At 50.5% G+C, this 16493-nt stretch carries 14 protein-coding genes and 1 pseudogene; 8 read left to right on the top strand and 7 right to left on the bottom strand.

Features of this window, described 5'->3' with window-relative positions; genetic code table 11:
* Nucleotide 1: 1 nt before the first annotated feature.
* Nucleotides 2–1861, bottom strand: coding sequence for a 3-keto-alpha-glucoside-1,2-lyase-like domain-containing protein (locus IE117_RS12845; RefSeq protein ID WP_229580826.1), 1860 nt, complete (start codon nucleotides 1859–1861; stop codon nucleotides 2–4).
* A gap of 145 nt (nucleotides 1862–2006) precedes the next feature.
* Here IE117_RS12845 and IE117_RS12840 point away from each other — a divergent pair, with 145 nt between their 5' ends.
* The 3 genes from IE117_RS12840 to IE117_RS12830 all read left to right on the top strand — a co-directional run bounded on the left by IE117_RS12840 (nucleotide 2007) and on the right by IE117_RS12830 (nucleotide 4977).
* A complete protein-coding gene (locus IE117_RS12840) occupies nucleotides 2007–2765 on the top strand; it encodes a 3-keto-disaccharide hydrolase (protein ID WP_189564820.1) in 759 nt (252 codons plus the stop codon).
* 241 nt (nucleotides 2766–3006) lie between these two features.
* Nucleotides 3007–3609, top strand: a complete 603-nt coding sequence (locus tag IE117_RS12835) for a hypothetical protein (protein WP_189564819.1) — start codon at nucleotides 3007–3009, stop codon at nucleotides 3607–3609.
* Nucleotides 3610–3729: 120 nt separating this feature from the next.
* Nucleotides 3730–4977 carry an MFS transporter gene (locus IE117_RS12830; protein WP_189564817.1) on the top strand — a complete coding sequence of 416 codons (1248 nt, stop codon included), beginning with the start codon at nucleotides 3730–3732 and terminating at the stop codon, nucleotides 4975–4977.
* 43 nt (nucleotides 4978–5020) lie between these two features.
* Here the strand turns inward: IE117_RS12830 and IE117_RS12825 are convergent, their stop codons facing one another.
* Nucleotides 5021–5743 carry an alpha/beta hydrolase gene (locus IE117_RS12825; RefSeq protein ID WP_229580824.1) on the bottom strand — a complete coding sequence of 241 codons (723 nt, stop codon included), beginning with the start codon at nucleotides 5741–5743 and terminating at the stop codon, nucleotides 5021–5023.
* Nucleotides 5744–5974: 231 nt separating this feature from the next.
* On the opposite strand from IE117_RS12825, the gene IE117_RS12820 reads away from it, so the two are divergent.
* Nucleotides 5975–7681, top strand: a complete 1707-nt coding sequence (locus IE117_RS12820) for an amino acid permease (RefSeq protein WP_189564815.1) — start codon at nucleotides 5975–5977, stop codon at nucleotides 7679–7681.
* A 63-nt stretch (nucleotides 7682–7744) separates the two neighbouring features.
* On the opposite strand, the gene IE117_RS12815 is transcribed toward IE117_RS12820, so the two are convergent.
* The 4 genes from IE117_RS12815 to IE117_RS12800 all read right to left on the bottom strand — a co-directional run bounded on the left by IE117_RS12815 (nucleotide 7745) and on the right by IE117_RS12800 (nucleotide 11590).
* Nucleotides 7745–8188 carry a hypothetical protein gene (locus IE117_RS12815; protein ID WP_189564814.1) on the bottom strand — a complete coding sequence of 148 codons (444 nt, stop codon included), beginning with the start codon at nucleotides 8186–8188 and terminating at the stop codon, nucleotides 7745–7747.
* A 13-nt stretch (nucleotides 8189–8201) separates the two neighbouring features.
* Entirely contained in the window at nucleotides 8202–8645 is a 444-nt protein-coding gene (locus IE117_RS12810; RefSeq protein ID WP_189564812.1) for a hypothetical protein, read from the bottom strand.
* A gap of 120 nt (nucleotides 8646–8765) precedes the next feature.
* Nucleotides 8766–10100 carry a sensor histidine kinase gene (locus IE117_RS12805; RefSeq protein ID WP_189564811.1) on the bottom strand — a complete coding sequence of 445 codons (1335 nt, stop codon included), beginning with the start codon at nucleotides 10098–10100 and terminating at the stop codon, nucleotides 8766–8768.
* A 143-nt stretch (nucleotides 10101–10243) separates the two neighbouring features.
* Nucleotides 10244–11590, bottom strand: a complete 1347-nt coding sequence (locus IE117_RS12800) for a sigma-54-dependent transcriptional regulator (protein ID WP_189564809.1) — start codon at nucleotides 11588–11590, stop codon at nucleotides 10244–10246.
* A 449-nt stretch (nucleotides 11591–12039) separates the two neighbouring features.
* On the opposite strand from IE117_RS12800, the gene IE117_RS12795 reads away from it, so the two are divergent.
* A complete protein-coding gene (locus IE117_RS12795) occupies nucleotides 12040–13287 on the top strand; it encodes an efflux RND transporter periplasmic adaptor subunit (RefSeq protein ID WP_189565369.1) in 1248 nt (415 codons plus the stop codon).
* Between the two features lie 118 nt (nucleotides 13288–13405).
* Here the strand turns inward: IE117_RS12795 and IE117_RS12790 are convergent, their stop codons facing one another.
* Nucleotides 13406–13765, bottom strand: a complete 360-nt coding sequence (locus tag IE117_RS12790) for a four helix bundle protein (RefSeq protein WP_189564808.1) — start codon at nucleotides 13763–13765, stop codon at nucleotides 13406–13408.
* 124 nt (nucleotides 13766–13889) lie between these two features.
* Between IE117_RS12790 and IE117_RS12785 the strand changes: the two genes are divergently transcribed.
* The 3 genes and pseudogenes from IE117_RS12785 (at nucleotide 13890) to mraY (ending at nucleotide 16406) form a co-directional block, all read left to right on the top strand.
* Nucleotides 13890–14567, top strand: coding sequence for an ABC transporter ATP-binding protein (locus IE117_RS12785; protein ID WP_189564807.1), 678 nt, complete (start codon nucleotides 13890–13892; stop codon nucleotides 14565–14567).
* A gap of 273 nt (nucleotides 14568–14840) precedes the next feature.
* A pseudogene (locus IE117_RS26560) lies at nucleotides 14841–15075 on the top strand (hypothetical protein); the annotation flags it as partial.
* Between the two features lie 116 nt (nucleotides 15076–15191).
* The gene (gene mraY / locus IE117_RS12780; protein ID WP_189564805.1) at nucleotides 15192–16406 is read left to right on the top strand and encodes a phospho-N-acetylmuramoyl-pentapeptide-transferase; all 1215 of its coding nucleotides are present in this window, start codon (nucleotides 15192–15194) and stop codon (nucleotides 16404–16406) included.
* Nucleotides 16407–16493: the final 87 nt, after the last annotated feature.

The following is a 16493-nucleotide window of genomic DNA, read 5'->3' as shown; positions in this document are numbered from 1 at the left end:
ATTAAAACAAGATGGAATATTTAAGCTCGCCTTTGTCCACCGGAATTACCAGCGATTGGCCGCTGCCCGATTTTTTAATTTCGGGCTGGGCGCTGTTATCGGCGAGTTGGATGTAGTAGCTTTTGTTATCTACGGCGTAAAGGTTATCCGAAACTTTTTCGATGGAATCACCTTCTGCCAGGCGGGCCATCAGGCCGCTAACGGGTTTTCCCAGTTTGATTTCCCGCTCGAATTTTCTGCCGTCGTCGACCACAGCGGTACGGTCAGAAACCGTGGTACCATAGGCTTCGTAGCGGAAAGTCGGCACGTCGTTAGCATCCAGTTCATAGCCTTTTTGCCGGTACTTGCTTTCTGTGGTGTCACTGGGCCAGTTTCCTGTGGTTTTGGCCAGCAGCGGCGCATCGCCCAGCAGAGTCACGCTGCCACGCGGGCGGGAGGAACCGTCGCCACGGTTGTTCCACATTGGTGTAGCGTCCAGGAAGTCACCGCGCCAAACCTGAAACAGAGCACCTTTATCCATATCGTAGGTGTAATGCATTCCCGACGGACTACCGACAGATACGGCATGGACGACCCGTTCCCTTTTGTTCGGCGCTGGGCGGATATCCATAAAACTGCGCAGCACAGTGTTGCTGTTTTCGGCATCTACCAGAATCGGATCGGGTGGGCTGCCACCCAAAGTGGAGCCGAGATTGTGATAGGCCACTTCGCGGAAGCCCGGCCCGGCTACCCAAAGCCCCAACACGGGTTGCAGCCAGCCGTCGCGCTTGTTGACGTAGAGTTCCATTTTGTGGTTACCTGCGCTGAGTTTTGTCGTAGCCGTACGGAATTCATTGGTGTTCTTCCAGGCGTCGCCCAGTACTTCCTTGCCGTCAATTTTGAGTTTACTGTTTCCCGAAGCCTGCAGCCGGAAGGTATAGTCACCGGCAGTGGGAGCATTGTAGGTACCCGTGTAGGTCAGTACATAGTTGTTCTTATTTTTCAAAACATCCCAGGTCAGGGCCTCGGCGTTGCCGGAGCCATCCACTTTCAGGGTGGAGGGGTCGAGATCCTGAGAGTAGTTGCCGTAATAAGTTTTGTACTGCAAATTTGAAAGCGTTCCCGGTTTTTTATCAAAGTTGCTGATCACGATATTCTTGATCGCCAGCGAACCGTGGTCGCCCTGGATACGGAGCGGGCCCATCGGTACGTCCTTACCCAAAGCGCCGCGCGTGGGGCCGCTCACTTCCACATTTTCGTGGATAGTCATCCCGTTCAGCTCTACTTTCAAGAACACGGCGTTTGTGATTTTCTTACCCGATTTGTCGAAACGCGGGGCCTGGTATGAGATGGAGATATGCTGCCAGAGGCCGGGGGCCTTCGACACATTGAGACGGGGCGAATACCCTTCGTAGCCTTTCTGTCCCTCAGGTTGGGCGTCATCCCAGCGGTGATAGATGCCACCATTATCGCTGTAATTCACCGATTTCTTGCCCCAGCTATCGAAAAGCTGGACTTCGTAGTTTCCCTGCAAATAGATGCCCGAATTGGAACCTTTGGCCATCATATAGTCCATCTCGATGTCCAGGTCGCCATGTTCGAACTTGGTGAGTAGTTCGTAATCGGGGCCGTAAGTACCCTGTTTGTGAATACAGGCCAAAACGCCTTTCCCCGGCGTGGTATTCAGCACATTGGGCTGTGTTATATCTACCGAAGCATTACCGACGATGCTCCAGTTGCCCGCCTTATTAGTAAAAGCGGAAAGATCGTTGAGAGGAATGGGTGTCTGGGCCAGTGCCGGTAGCCCGACCATAACCAGCAGACCAAGAGTCAGCCGTTTAAAATGAGTTGCTCTAAAAGTTATCATAAAAGGTTTACGCATAGGTTAATAAATTTTCAGACCCGAAAATTACGATTTATGGACGGGAAAATGACATTTTTGGCGGTTAGAATCACCATTTCAACCGCTTTTCTGCCCATATTATTGTTTTGAACGGGTGTTTCGCCCTTATTTATTAAAAAATTTTATGAAGAACGTATTCTTTTCCATTCTGGCCCTGGTGGCTGCTTTCCCGGCGCAGGCCCAGCTCCAACCCAAGAAGATGACTCCCGAATCCAGCGAGGTCTGGAGTCCGGAACCGCGCCTCGTTACGCCCGGAGCTGCGTCGGCGGCAGTGTCCGGATTTACTCCTCCGTCGGACGCCATCGTGCTGTTCGACGGCCGTAACCTCGATGAATGGGAGTCTGTCCAAGGTGGCGCGGCGGGCTGGAACGTAGCCGACAATGCCATTATCACTGCCCCCGGCAAAGGGGGAATCCAGACGAAGCGCGATTTTGGTGATTTTCAGCTACACATCGAATGGCGCTCGCCCGCCGAGGTAAAGGGCAATAGCCAGGGACGCGGCAACAGCGGAGTATTCATGCAGGGGCTGTACGAGTTGCAGGTACTTGACAGCTACAACAACCGTACTTACTCAAACGGCCAGGCGGGATCAATCTATAAGCAGACCATGCCCCTTGTGAACGCCGCCAAGAAGCCCGGCGAGTGGCAGACTTATGATGTAGCCTATACCGCTCCCCGCTTCAATAAGGACGGCATGATGCTGATTCCGCCCTACATCACAGTCTTTCACAATGGCGTCCTGATCCAGAATCACACGGCCATCCAGGGACATACCGACTACATTGGCCGCCCGACGGTGAAACCCCACGGACGCGGGCCGCTGATGCTACAGGATCACGGCAACACGACGGGCTTCCGAAACGTGTGGATTCGGGAGCTTTGATCAGGTAGTTGGCGGTCGGCTTTCGGCGCTTTTCAGTTTTTCGGGCGACTACTCCCATAACTGGACATAATGATACCATTCGCAACTGCGCACAGAACCATCAGGCGCATATCATGACGCTTTAAAGTACTTCGGCCACAGGCCGAAAGCCGAAAGCCGAAATATCATACAAATGAAGTATTGACTGCGAGTAGCTCAGACCGCACCTTTGCAGATGTTGATTCACCAAACATCTGCCCGCATGAAAAAGCTACTCGCAATTCTTGTCCTTGGTTTCGCTTCTGTTGCTCCCTCGCTTGCCCAAAGCGATAAAACAATCGTTTTTGCTGGTATGGACGCCCTGCGTGGGGTAGGCAAAACTACCTTGGATTTTGGCGCAGGTTTTAACGCCCGTGTTCATTATCCCGTTGCGCCAAACCTGGCACTGACAGCCAAATTTGGAACGGAACTTTATAAAATGTCGGGCTTCAGTTATGGCTTAAATTCTACTGGACTGGCCTACGGCTATAACCCTATTACAGGTTGGGGATTCAACAGGATAGAGCAGCGAGTGGGGATACGGTACTCCGAGACAAGGGGAGTCGTCTTACCGGTGATTGTTGGTGCACGCTATTACCTGCCCGCTGTGCTCAAAGGCTTGCACGCTGATTTGGGTCTGGGCCGAGACTTCGCTGTAACCAAAACAATCCGAGGTACTTTTCGTGTAGAACCAGGCTTTGGTTACACGCTCACTTTGGGCAACGGCCAGTTTATGGATTTTTCGGCAGTGTACGTATCGGGGCTGCAACCCGGAACCAATATTGCAGGCCTGAGCATCGCTTATGGCTTTCCGGTAAAATTTTGAGGAAGTACCTGATTATTGGTGAAAATTTTCGGAAAACTTCGGATCGCGGACTTTAACTTTGCAGGCTGAATACCAAAAGCCTTTTCACTGATTAACAAAGCGGCTCTCCCCGCTGACTCATTGATCCAGCCGCCTCCCAACGATCCCTACGCCGCCTTACGCTATCCGGAATTCCGGTTTTTTATTGCCAACAGTTTCCTGTTTACAGTGGGATTCCTTATGCAGGAAGTTATCGTGGGCTACGAACTCTACAAACTCACCCACGACCCGCTATCGCTGGGACTGATTGGGCTGGCCGAGGTAGTTCCGTTTGTGATGGTGTCGCTTTTCGGCGGTTATGTCGCCGACCGCTTCGACAAGCGTAATGTACTGCGCATTAGCCTGGGTGTCATTATCGTAGCTTCTATCATTCTGTACCTGATTTTTCAGCCCGGCTTTTTCGATCATTATACCTTACAGGGAAGGCTGGCGCTCATTTATTCGGTTTTCTTCCTGATTGGCGCGGCCAAGGGCTTTTACTCGCCGTCCTCCTCTTCGCTGAAACCTTTTCTGGTTCCTCGTGCCATCTATCACAATTCGTCCACATGGAGTAGTTCGTTCTGGCAGGCAGGTTCGGTAGCAGGTCCCGGTATTGCCGGATTCCTTTATGTGCTCATCGGCCTGACCAATACATTATTGGTCGTGATCGGCTGCTTTGTAGTATGTCTGTTTTTGATTTCAATGATCGACAAGAAGCCGGTTCCGGTGGCAACCAATCCCGGCACGATCTGGCAAAATCTGAAAGAGGGATTACGCTTCGTTTTCAAAACGCGCATCGTCCTTTACGCCATTTCGCTCGACTTATTCTCGGTACTTTTCGGCGGGGTCGTGGCCATTCTACCCGTATTTGCCGAAGACATTCTGCACGTTGGTCCGGAAGGGCTGGGCGTTCTGCGGGCAGCCCCGGCGGTGGGAGCTTTGCTCACCATGTTCTTTATGGCCTACTACCCGCCGACGCACACGGCTTGGCGCAACATGCTGATTTCCGTGGCGGGCTTCGGACTATTCACCATTATTTTCGCCCTCTCAGAGTCCTTTGTGATTTCCAGCCTGGCGCTGTTTATGACGGGTGCCTGCGACAGCGTGAGCGTCATCATCAGGCAGACCATCCTGCAAATTTACCCGCCCGACGAGATGCGGGGACGCGTGGCGGCAGTCAACGGGATTTTTGTGAGTTCATCCAATGAGTTGGGGGCCTTCGAGTCAGGCGTGGGGGCCAAGTTGCTGGGAACGGTACCTTCGGTGCTGATTGGTGGCGTGGTCACGATTGGGGTAGTTTCGTGGATTTACGTACGATCGCGGGATTTGTTCGGGGTACGGCTGAGTTAGTTAGCACGAAGTTGCATTGGTGCGTACGTAAGTCATACTTGCCTTATTCGATAAAAGCCAATACGTTTTCCAAGACCAGCGCTTGCTGTTCGTCGCGTGAAATAGTTGCCTTGCTGTCACCCAATTGAAAACCATAATACCCAAACTGCGAGTGGTTGGCTCCTTCAATCGTCACGTATTTTGTAGATGAAGGTAGTTTGGGTTTGTTACGGTTGACTTTTCCCAGATCGGCCACACCATCATTGGCACCCGAAATTTTCAGAATCGGAATTTTTGCCCCTGACAGATCGATGTCTCTGGGATGAGTCGTACCTAACAAGATTAGCTTGTCGATCACGCCCGGATTTTCGTACACAAACTGCGCTGCCATTTTCGCGCCCTGCGAGTGGCCCATCAATATGTACTGTTTGGTGGGATCGTCCAGAATATCCGTTTCCTTAATATCGTTGTACCCTCTCGTGGCAAGCCGAAAAGGCATTTTACAGATAAGTACCCGGCTGCCTTCCTCGGCGATTTTGCGACAAAGTGGCGCGTAAGCGTCCGGGTCTACCAGCGCACCGGGGAAGAAGATCACTATCTTGTCGTAGGGTTTGGTTGGAGCGAAGGCAATCGTCTCATCCATTTGATCTACGCTGATTTCTGCGTTACTCTCGAAAATCTCCTCATCAACTCCTTTTGCACTCATGGACAGGATCATCCATGCCATGAAGCTCAGTCCAGAAACGACCCAGACGGTTCGGAATATTTTCCGTTTTGAGTATTTCATACCAGTAAATTTCGGATTTATGTGAATTTGGCTTTTATCGTAGTCGCATGGTACAGAATAACAGTTGAGATATCAATCCCCCTTGTACCTGCGGCCGAATCCCGGGGTTGTACGGTTGGATTGAGCACTTACTCCCTGGCCACATATCATATGACGACATGACCAACCTGACGAATAATCGCTATTTTAGCCACTTATTTTGTAAATCCAACCTGCCTAACCTCTTTCTGCATGGCTCGAAATTCTTCCCTCTTTCGCAAGAAAACAGTTTCCCAAATCATGGGCGAAGCCCATAAAGCCGATATGGAATCGGGCGGCCTGGTCAAAACCCTCGGCGTCCGTGACCTGGTGTCGCTGGGAATCGCGGCCATCATTGGAGCCGGTATATTCAGTACCATCGGCCTGGCTAGCTTCAACGGTGGCCCGGCGGTATCATTATTATTCGTCTTCACGGCCATCGCCTGCATTTTTACCGCGCTTTCCTACGCACAGTTTGCCAGTACCGTACCCGTGTCGGGAAGTGCTTATACCTACGCCTATGTAGCGTTTGGCGAGTTGTTTGCCTGGATTATCGGCTGGGCGTTGATTCTGGAATACGCCGTTTCCAACATGGTCGTCGCCATTTCCTGGTCGCAGTACTTCGTGAGTATGCTGGAAGGATTCGGGATAAAGTTTCCGGCCTGGCTGTCCACCAATCCGATTACCGCCGCCGAGGCTTTCACCAAATTACAAACCGAGGGCATCGACTCACTTAATATTGCGGAGCAAAATGTAGCACTCGCTTACCAGAATGCCCCAATGATCGGTGATTGGCACATTATCTTCAACCTGCCCGCCGGGATTATCACGCTGCTGGTAACGGCTCTCGTCTATATCGGCATCAAGGAATCGCGCACGGCGAGTAACATCATGGTCGTGCTGAAAGTTGGGGTGGTACTTCTGGTCATTGGGGTAGGTGCATTTTATGTAAAGCCAGTCAACTGGACGCCCTTTGCTCCCAACGGCGTCAAAGGGGTACTTAGCGGCGTAGCGGCGGTTTTCTTCGCCTTTATCGGCTTCGACTCCATCTCGACCACCGCCGAAGAATGTAAAGATCCGCAGCGCGATATGCCCAAGGCGATGATTTATACATTGCTGATATGCACGGTACTTTACGTCCTTATTACGCTGGTACTTACGGGCATGGTCAACTACACCGAACTAAACGTGAACGACCCACTGGCGTTCGTCTTCCAACGCATCGATATGAATTTCATGGCGGGCGTTATTTCGGTGAGTTCAGTAATTGCCATCACGAGTGCACTGCTGGTGTACCAACTCGGCCAACCACGGATCTGGATGACAATGAGCCGCGACGGGCTGCTATGGAAGCGCTTTTCCAAAATTCATCCCAAGTATCACACGCCTTCCTTTGCCACAATCATCACGGGGCTGGTTGTAGGCATTCCGGCGCTATTTTTCGAGATGGATTTCTTCGTGGACCTTACCAGCGTAGGTACTTTCTTCGCCTTTATTCTCGTCTGCGGCGGAGTGCTATACCTCGATTATTCGGGCATTTCCGAGCAGTCCAAATTTCGGGTGCCTTACCTGAACGGGAAATATCTGGTAGGGCTGGGGTTGATCGTAGCCATAGTTTTACTTTTCATTTATGGTCAGGATGTACTCGGAGAGTGGCGAACGGCTTCGATTTCGTACATTTTTGAACACAAAATCCTGACCATTATCTTCTGGATTACCTGGATCGCCCTGTCGGTGATGAGCTACAAATACAATTTCTCAATCCTGCCCGTGATGGGTATCCTAACTAACCTGTACCTGATGACCGAACTAGGCTCGTCCAACTGGTTGATTTTTGTGATCTGGCTGGTCATCGGGCTGGTGATTTATTTTACCTACGGGTATAAGAAAAGCAAGCTGGCGCAAACCGAGGAAGTATAGTTCATGGGGAGGTTCTGAAAAAAGAAAGCCGCAGCGATGCGGCTTTCTTTTTGATTCACGAGCTTACGGATTCTGCTCCACATCAAGTTTGATGTTATAATCCTTTTTCTCCACTGGCTTAGTTGTGTTAGGATAAGGATTCACTTCGGTGAGGATCAGTCGGTACTTTGTGCCATCCAGGCTGATATTGGCCGTGTCGGCTTCCCGGAAGCCTCCTTTCGGATAAAGCGACATACAATCGCCCAGGCACATTTTTACGATTTGTGGTTCGTTAGTCGTCGTCACAGCGCGGGTTTGCAGCGTCACGATGGCCTCCCCCGCCCGGACGCACTGCACGTCTTCGGGACAACGGCTGTCCTCAATGTCAGCAAAAGTCAGGCTGCCGCCCGTGAGGTTGAGTACTTCCTGGTATTTCAGCGTCTTGTCGCTGAGTTTGGCTTCGATGGAGTCGGATTTGCAGGAGAAGAGCGCAAGGGCGGCTCCTAGTAAGATGGTGGCGTATTTCATGGCTAGTTTGAATTTATGGTAATGTTTGTATCATTAGTTTGACCTCATACTTCTCCTTCTGTTTAGCCGCTTCAGATGTAGCCGGGTACGGGTTGACTTCCAATACAGTCATAAGATATGTCGTACCATCCAGAACAACTGATCCGGTTTCTGGAGTTTTTGATCCATTATCCCTTAATTTAAGGCAATCACCTTGGCACAGTCGTAACTGCTTGCCAGGCAAATCACTTTTGGTTGAAGTAAATTTCAAATCTATTTGCACACTTCCTCCTGTGAAGCAGAAGACATTCGCAGGACATCTACTATCTTCTAATCCAATAAAAGTCATTGAATACTTTTCTATGGAGATGCTTTTCTGATACTTCACAGTATAATCGTCTGGTTCCGGCCCTATCTCATCGGATTTACAGGAGACTAGCATTCCGACAGTAATTAACAAGGAAGCGAGGTACTTCATAGCCTTTTACTTTTTTAAGGGTTTAAGAAAAGACCCGATGGGAAGCAAGATGGTTGGAACGCGAGCAAGAAAATTATTTTCAGAATATCTTTACACTATCTCGTCAGGTCTTAAGTTTCCTTATAAAACCAACGAAAAAACCGTTCCTGCGTTCACTTCGGAGTTGACAACCAGTTGGCCATTATGCTGTTGCAGGATTTGGCGAGACAGACTCAACCCTATGCCCGACCCCGTTTTTTTGGTCGTGTAGAAAGGAATAAAAATCTTTTCCAATGCCTCGGGTTCGATGCCGAAGCCGTTGTCGCGGACGTTGATCGTCACCTTTTGGTTATCGGTGGAATAGGCCTGAAGTTCGATGAGCGGGGCGGGTTGCTCGCGGAAGGCTTCGAGGGCGTTTTTGACAAGATTGATAAGTACTTGCTGCAATTGGTCGGCATCCGCCATTACGGTCAGTTGCTCGGGAAGTACTTCCATTTTGGAAAGTACCCCGGCGGCAGTAAGGTCGGCTTGGAGTAGTTGTAGTACATCTTGCAAGAGTTCTTTGACTGAGATCGTCCTCATGTTAGGCTTGGGCAAAGTCGTGAAATCTCGGTAGGCATTGACGAACTTCATCATGCCCTGGCTACGTTTTTCGAGCGTCTGGAGCGCTTCTTTCAAGTCGCCGACGGCTTCTTCGTTTTCTGAATTTTGTTCGATATCCTCGTTGACAATCAATCGCATCGTCCCGACCAGCGAGACAATGGGCGTCATGGAATTCATGATTTCATGGCGAAGTACCCGGGTAAGGTTTTGCCAGGCTTCTACCTCTTTTTGTTGTAGTTCGGTGCCGATGTTTTGTAAAGCTACGATGCGTACCCAGGTACCGCGCATCTGGATGGTAGTTCCCTGCACCGCCAATGGCTGATCCTGCGGCGAAATGTACAACTCGCGTACGCCCGTTTCCAGGTGCGACAGCATTTCAAAAAGGCGCGGGTGCGTTTCCTGCAAATCCGACATTTGCCGCAGTCGATATATATCCAACATTCGCAAAGAGGCATTATTCACCAGATTGACGCCACCAGCCGAGTCGAAAGTGATCAACCCTGTACCAATATGCTGCACAATAGCATTGAGGTACTGTAAGTTAGCCTCCTTCTCGGCTCGCGCTTGGCGGAAAGCCATAAGTACCTCGTTGAACTGCTGATTCAGCTCCTGGAAAGTATCTCCCATGACGTTATCGGCCCGGAACTTGATCGTAAAATCGGAGTACCGTACCGATTCCAGGAAGCGCACAAACTTGCGGTTAAACGAAGTGACGTAGGTATAAAGCCCGTTTCCCAAAAAGAAAACTACGACCAGCATCATCATCACCAGCATCCAGTTAGGCGGCGTCCGGGACACCAGATACCCCAACCCCAGCCCGGCCAGCACCAGCAACAGAACCCGCCAAAGAATACCTATGGAGAAATGTTTCAATTTATTGGTAACGTTTGGTTTTAGGCCAAACGGTTAAGGGTTAAAAGGTTAAAGGAAAGGAGTTTTGTATGCAAAGTCAGTAAGTTTGTATAGCCAGGAGCCGCGCAGGAACGCCGTTTGACCTTTTAACCGTTGGAGCCCGATTAAAGCCCATACTTCTCTAATCGCCTGTATAGGGCCGCCCGGCTCAGGCCCAGCTCGCGGGCGGTGTCGGTAATGTTGCCGTTGAAACGCTTGAGGGCTTTGAGAATCATGGTTTTCTCCATGTCTTCCAGGTCGTAGGCTGTGGCAGAAGCAGCATCCGGGCTGACGTTTTTCAGGAACATGTCGTCGGGTTGCAGAATTTTTTCCTGCGAGAGAATCACGGCCCGCTCGATGGCGTGTTGCAATTCACGGATGTTACCGGGCCAATCGTACAATTGCATTTTTTTAAGGAGCGGCGTACTGATCGACGTGACCGGGCGGTTGTATTTTTTCCTGAATTCTTTCAGGTAGTATTCCGCCAGTGGGGCGATGTCATCGGGGCGTTCGCGGAGGGGCGGCAGTTCAAGTTCGATGGTATTGATGCGGTAAAGTAAGTCCTGCCGGAATTCGTTTTGTGATACCATTTTGTCAATATCGCGGTTCGTCGCGCACAACAATCTGACATCCACGGTTACCGGGCGATTGGAACCCACGCGCGTTACCTGTCGCTCCTGAATCACCGTCAATAGTTTCGACTGCAATGCCAGCGGCAGGTTGCCGATTTCGTCCAGGAAAATGGTGCCGCCCTGTGCTTCTTCAAAGCGTCCGGGACGGTCGTCGCGGGCGTCGGTGAAGGCGCCCTTCACGTGGCCGAACAATTCGCTTTCAAAGAGATTTTCACTCAAAGCCCCCAAATCCACGCAGACAAAAGGCTTTTGGCTGCGTTGCGAGAGGTCGTGGATGTACTTGGCCAGTTGAGTTTTACCCGTACCGTTATCGCCCAAGATCAACACATTGGCATCGGTGGGTGCAACGCGCTCGGCGGTATCAAGTACGTATCGCATCGATTCACTCTGAGCGACCAGGTTGTTTTTGGACGCTTTAGCTGCCACTGTTTCCACCATTTCCCCGTCGGTACTTTTGCCGCTCAGGGCCTTTTTTAGCGTCGCGAGCAACTTGTCATTTTCCCAGGGCTTCAGCACGAAATCGGTGGCACCCGCCTTGATGGCCCGCACCGCCATTTCCACATCCCCGTAGGCCGTGACCATGATGACTGTCATTTTAGGCGAATGGTCCAGGATACGGTCGAGCCACTGAAAGCCTTCGCGTCCACTGCTGACGTCGCGCGTAAAATTCATGTCGAGCAGTATGCAATCATACTCGCCATTGTTAAGTAAAAATGGTATTTTTTCAGGATTCTTCTCAATATCGACTTGTTTGAGATGACGCTTTAACAGCAGTTTGGCGGCACTGAGCACATCTACGTCATCATCGACTATGAGCAATTTGGTTTCGGAGAGTTGCATTTGGATATTGGGTAGCTTGGGTGGTAAGGGTAGAAGCAGCAATGGCACAAAGTACCTTGATTTTTGGAGCCTGTTGTTATCTTCCAGGCTAGCATCTTACAACAAATATGCCGCTAAAAATGGCTCTCGTTAAGGTATTAACAAAGAAAGAGTTAGAAAAACGCGCTTTTGTGCCAACTGTCCGCTGCCGGACAAGGGTGTCCGATAATGAACAGTGAAGAAAGTGGCGAAAACATTGTATTGTCTGAATATCAATAAATTACCCCACTCCCATTCTTCTGGCATAAGGATTGAACATGTATTGGCAAGAGAGTCATCGGAATGACGATCACCATCAACTTTTAACAGCACGGGTTGCCCCGTCCCAAATTTCCACTAAATAAATGGCCACCGATTTAAAACCATCTCCCTTTGGCAAAATGCCCGATACTGCCCTAAGCCAGTCAGGCATGGATAAGGGGAAAAAGAAAAAATTCTGGAATTCAAAACGTATCGGCTACGTAGTGGCGGGCACTCTATTAGTGGCGTTCATCCTATACCAACTGATTTGGGCCGATAAGCGCTCCAAGTTCAACGCTGACAAGGACAAGGTAACCATTTCTACCGTCAGCCAGGGCGAATTTGACGAATTCATCGTGGTGACGGGCGTCGTGCAGCCGCTCAAAACAATCCAGCTTGATGCCATTGTGGGGGGCTACGTAACCCAGAAAATGGTAGAAGGTGGCAATATGGTGAAGGAAGGCGAGGTACTTTTGAGACTCGAAAATCAGAGTCTGAAGCTTAATTTCCTGCAATCGGAAACGGAGGCCAGCCGCCTGGTGAACGACCTGCAAAATACCCGGCAGCGGTTGCGGGTGGAACGGTTTAACCTGCAGAAGGCCCTGAGTGAACTCGATTTCCAGATTGCCCAGGCCAAAGACGCTCACCAGCGAAATGAGCAGCTTTACCGCGACAAGGTAATCCCCGAAGCCGACTACCTCAAAACCAAACGCGACTACGAACGCCTCGTGCAGCAGCGCGACATCGAAATAGAATCACAGAAGTACCAAGAAGAAAACGCCAAGATGCAGATTTCGCAATTGGAAGGTACTTTGGCCAATACCCAGAAAAACGTGGCGCTCTGGCGGCAGACGCTGGACAACCTGGTGGTGAAGGCTCCGGTACGGGGTTTGCTTTCTTCCATGAATGTGGAAGTCGGCTCCAACATCAATCAGGGACAAAACATAGGCCAGATCGACGACCTTGACGGTTTCAAGATGCGCGTGGATGTGGACGAGCACTACATTTCCCGGATTTTTGTAGGACTGGCGGGTAGTATGGACTTCGATGGACAGCCATATGGCCTGGAAATCGTGAAAATTTATCCTGAGGTCCGTAGCGGCCGGTTTGAAGTGGATATGCGTTTTACGAAAGGCGCGCCGGAGCGAATCAAGCGCGGACAGTCGGCCCCCATCCGCCTTCAGCTTGGCCAACCTTCGAAAGCGACGCTGCTTCCAGTCGGCGGCTTTTTCTCCGACACAGGCGGCAACTGGGTATATGTGGTAGAAAAAGAGGGCAACCGCGCCACCAAGCGAAACATCACCCTAGGCCGCAAGAATCCGGAGTTCTACGAAGTACTTGAAGGCCTGCAACCCGGTGAGAAAGTCATCACCAGTTCCTATGAAAACTTCGGGGATAACGAAGTGCTTGAGTTCTAGTTTTTGGGAGAAGAGGAGGAGGGAGAAAAGGAGGAAAGGGCACGGCCATCCTCGTGCGATTCTTTTCCAGAAAAGCCTATCCTATCATGCAACAATTTCTTTATTTTCTCCTTCAAAATTAAAACTTCTCCAACCTCACTTTTATCAAACTATGAATCATGGAAGAAACCAAGCGAGTCTTGTTAAGAAGTTCATCACCCAGTGTTGCATCGATCAATCCGATACCAACAGCGATATGTAGTTGGGTGCGGAGTTCTCCAGCCGAGCCTTTGGCAATTCTCAGAAAGCGTATAAATTCTTTATTTGAATACCGCTCAAATCCCTCAGCAATATTGGATGGAACGGATACGGAACAGCGTTGCATTTGGTCTCTTAACCCGAAATTCTTGCAATCCTCCAGCTCCTTGTATACGCGCATGGCTAGAGATAAACTCTCCTGCCAAACGACTAAGTCTTCAAACTTTTCAATTTTATTCATATAAATAACCGTCGGAGTAAGCGGCACAAAGTATAAAGGAATAAAAGTGGGCGGGCGCGTTCTACCTACTCTCGACAAATTCCTTTCCTCCCTTCATCCTCTTATCCGTTCTCCTTGAAAGATTATGCTTGATATTAAAAACCTTCAGAAAGTATTTTCAACCGAAGAAGTGGAAACAACCGCCCTCAACGGCATTGACCTGGAAATTAAGGATGGCGAGTTTGTTGCCATCATGGGGCCCTCGGGCTGCGGCAAATCCACCTTGCTGAATATCCTGGGTTTGCTCGATAACCCCAGCGAAGGCTCTTACCAATTTTATGAAACCGAAGTGGCGGATATGTCGGAGCGGCAGCGGGCGCAGATCCGTAAGGGTAACATCGGGTTCGTGTTTCAGAGCTTTAACCTGATCGACGAACTCACGGTGTATGAAAATGTGGAACTGCCGCTGCTCTACCTCAACACGCCCGCCGACGAGCGCAAGCAGCGCGTCGAGGCGGCCCTCGAACGCATGAGCATGATGCACCGCCGCAACCACTTCCCGCAACAGCTTTCGGGCGGACAACAGCAACGCACGGCTATCGCCCGCGCCGTGGTAGCCACCCCCAAGATCATCCTGGCGGATGAGCCGACGGGTAACCTCGACTCCAAGAACGGCGAGGAAGTAATGAACCTACTGAAGCAGCTCAATGAGGCCGGCACAACGATCATCATGGTGACCCACTCCCCCTACGACGCTGGATTTGCCCACCGGACGGTGAATCTGTTTGACGGAAAAGTAGTGACCGAGAAGGTGCACATCTAATAGCGATCCGAAATTGGTGGAGTGTGCGAGAGTTTTCACGGTGTAGTTTGAAAGTACCGGGCAAGTTCTGGTGTCCGTAAGCGAACGAACCGATAAGGGGCCGACTGTATGGCTGGGTACTTTCGGGCCTGGCGTAGGAAAAGCCGTGCACTTTGTGGCGTCGATAAGCGGTGCGATCAGCAGACAACAATACGGGAAGGGTGCCACGCCTGCTTCTCTGTTGGCCTTTTTATTGCCTGCCTCAGTCTGTTCGGACCAGCCATCTAGGGGTACCGCATTAAAGAAATCGACGTTCGCAAGGTACTTGATGCGAGCGTCGCCAGCATCGTTACGTTGCTTCCTAAGATTTCTTGAAACTGGTTTTGATTTTTATCGACTGACATTTCCTGAATGAGGAGTCTTCGCCCTTACGAGAGGGCTGGCCGTAGGCACTACGCTATTCCTGATAGCTTTTCAGAGCGTGAAAGCGGCACTGATGAATCCGGTCGAGAGCCTTGGGTCGGAGTAGTCATTGGTTCCTTCGTGTTCCGGTGCACCCAGGGAGATAATTTAGATTGAGCGAGCAGCCAAGTTTCGGGAATTTCCGCTACTTTTAGCCGACGTTCAACGATTCTTTCCCCTTTCATGCTTTACTATTTGTTCGAGTACCTCGACAAACAATTTAACTTTCCCGGTGCGGGCGTTTTCCAGTACCTTTCCTTTCGGGCCCTGAGCTGCACTATTTTATCGCTGATAATCGGGGCAGTTTACGGCAAAAAAATCATCAATTTCCTGCGCTACAAGCAAGTTGGCGAAAGCATCCGCGATCTGGGGTTGGAGGGACAAATGGAAAAAAAAGGGACACCAACGATGGGCGGCTTCATTATCCTGGCATCGCTGCTTATCCCGGTACTTCTCTTTGCCAATCTGACCAACGTTTACATTGTCCTGCTTATCATCACGGCTGTCTGGACGGGTCTGATCGGCTTTATCGACGACTACATTAAGAAATTCAGGAATAATAAAGAGGGCCTGGCGGGGCGTTTTAAAATCATCGGGCAAGTGGGCTTGGGTATCATCGTGGGCCTGACCCTTTCCTTCAATCAACACGTCAAGATCAGGATTTACGACCAGCCGTTGTTGAGCTCCACCCTGGGCGAGGTACAGCGCTACCGCGACATCGTCAATCCGATGATAACCAACGTGCCGTTCCTGAAAAACAATGAATTCGATTACAGCTCTCTACTGTTTGGCTGGTTGCCCGACGAATACACCTGGATCATCTATACGATTGTGGCCATTTTCATCATCACGGCCGTCTCCAATGGGGCCAACATTACCGACGGCATCGACGGTCTGGCCGCTGGCACCTCGGGGATTATCGTCCTCACGCTGGGGGTGCTGGCCTACCTGTCGGGTAACGTTAAATTCGCCCAGTATCTCAACATCATGTACATCCCCAACTCCGGTGAGTTGGTCATTTTTTGTGCTGCACTCATCGGGGCCTGCGTCGGATTCTTATGGTACAACACTTATCCGGCGCAGGTTTTCATGGGCGACACGGGTAGTTTGATGCTCGGCGGTGTCATCGCGGTCATCTCGCTGGCCATTCGCAAAGAACTACTGATTCCCATTCTGTGCGGAGTATTTCTGGCCGAGAGCTTATCGGTGATTCTTCAGGTGAGTTATTTCAAATACACCAAAAAGCGCTTTGGCGAAGGCCGGCGCATTTTTCTCATGTCGCCACTGCACCACCATTTCCAGAAAAAAGGCTATCACGAGTCAAAGATCGTGACCCGCTTTTGGATCGTGGGCATTATGCTTGCCATACTGGCTCTGGTGACGCTGAAACTGAGGTGATGCGATAAAACCAACCGGATGGCCGGGTTTTTCACCGACTGTATTCCGTGCGTTATCCTTCCTGAACATCTTCTTCTCATATGGTGT

The organism is Persicitalea jodogahamensis (assembly GCF_014651615.1).
In the GTDB taxonomy this organism is placed as follows: domain Bacteria; phylum Bacteroidota; class Bacteroidia; order Cytophagales; family Spirosomataceae; genus Persicitalea; species Persicitalea jodogahamensis.
The sequence above is the reverse complement of the archived record's forward strand: the minus strand, read 5'-3'. Positions and strand labels throughout refer to the sequence as shown.